Source organism: Acidovorax sp. FG48 (assembly GCF_057809085.1).
Genome location: NZ_JBMDJH010000050.1, coordinates 1 through 1,023, shown reverse-complemented (window position 1 = coordinate 1,023; position 1,023 = coordinate 1). Strand labels below are relative to the sequence as shown.

At 65.8% G+C, this 1,023-nt stretch carries 1 protein-coding gene; it reads left to right on the top strand.

Annotated elements, in window-relative coordinates; translation table 11 throughout:
* Positions 1–1,023: putative bifunctional diguanylate cyclase/phosphodiesterase (locus ACODSU_RS25265; protein ID WP_488845711.1), on the top strand; the 1,023-nt coding region annotated here is incomplete at both ends.

The window sequence follows — 1,023 nt, the reverse complement described above, 5'->3', positions numbered from 1 at the left end:
GCCGACACCGTCGCCCGCTTTGGCGGCGACGAATTCGTCGTCATGCTCGAAGCCCTGGCCCCCGACCTGCAAAACGCCGCCACCCAGGCAGAAACCGTCGCCGAAAAACTCCTGGCCAGCCTGAACCAGCCCTTTGACCTGGACGGCGCCCAGCACTACAGCACCCCCAGCATCGGCATCACCCTCTTTGGCGACGAACGCCTCACCGTGGACGAACTCTTGAAGCGTGCCGACCTGGCCATGTACCAGGCCAAAGCCGCAGGCCGCAACACCCAGAGATTCTTCGACCCCGACATGCAGGCAGCGGTGAACGCCCGCTCCAACCTCGAAGCCGACCTGCGCCAGGGCTTGGCCCGGGGCGAATTGCTCGTGCATTACCAGCCCGTCGTAGACCACCACGCCCGCCTGCTGGGCGCAGAAGCCCTCGTGCGCTGGCGCCACCCCCAGCGCGGCATGATCAGCCCGGCCGACTTCGTCCCCCTGGCAGAACAGACCGGCCTCATCCTCCCGCTGGGCCAATACGTGCTCCAGACCGCCTGCGAACAACTGCAGCGCTGGAGCCAGCACCCGGACACCGCCCACCTGTCCATCTCCGTCAACGTCAGCGCCCGCCAGTTCCGCCAACCCGGCTTCGTGGCCGAAGTGCTGCAAACCTTGAAGAACCACAACGCAGACCCCCGGCAACTCAAGCTTGAACTCACCGAAAGCCTGCTGCTGGGCGACATCGAAGACACCATCGCACGCATGGTGCAACTCAAAAGCGAAGGCGTGGGCTTTGCGCTGGACGACTTCGGCACCGGGTACTCCAGCCTGAGCTACCTCAAGCGCCTGCCGCTGGACCAGGTCAAGATCGACCAGAGCTTCGTGCGGGACGTGCTGACGGACCCGAACGACGCGGCGATTGTGCGGACCATCCTGGCGCTGGCCAAGAGCCTGGACCTGGAGGTGGTGGCGGAGGGGGTGGAGACGACGGGGCAGCTGTCGTTCCTGAGGCTGCACGGGTGCGAGGGGTTCCAGGGGTAT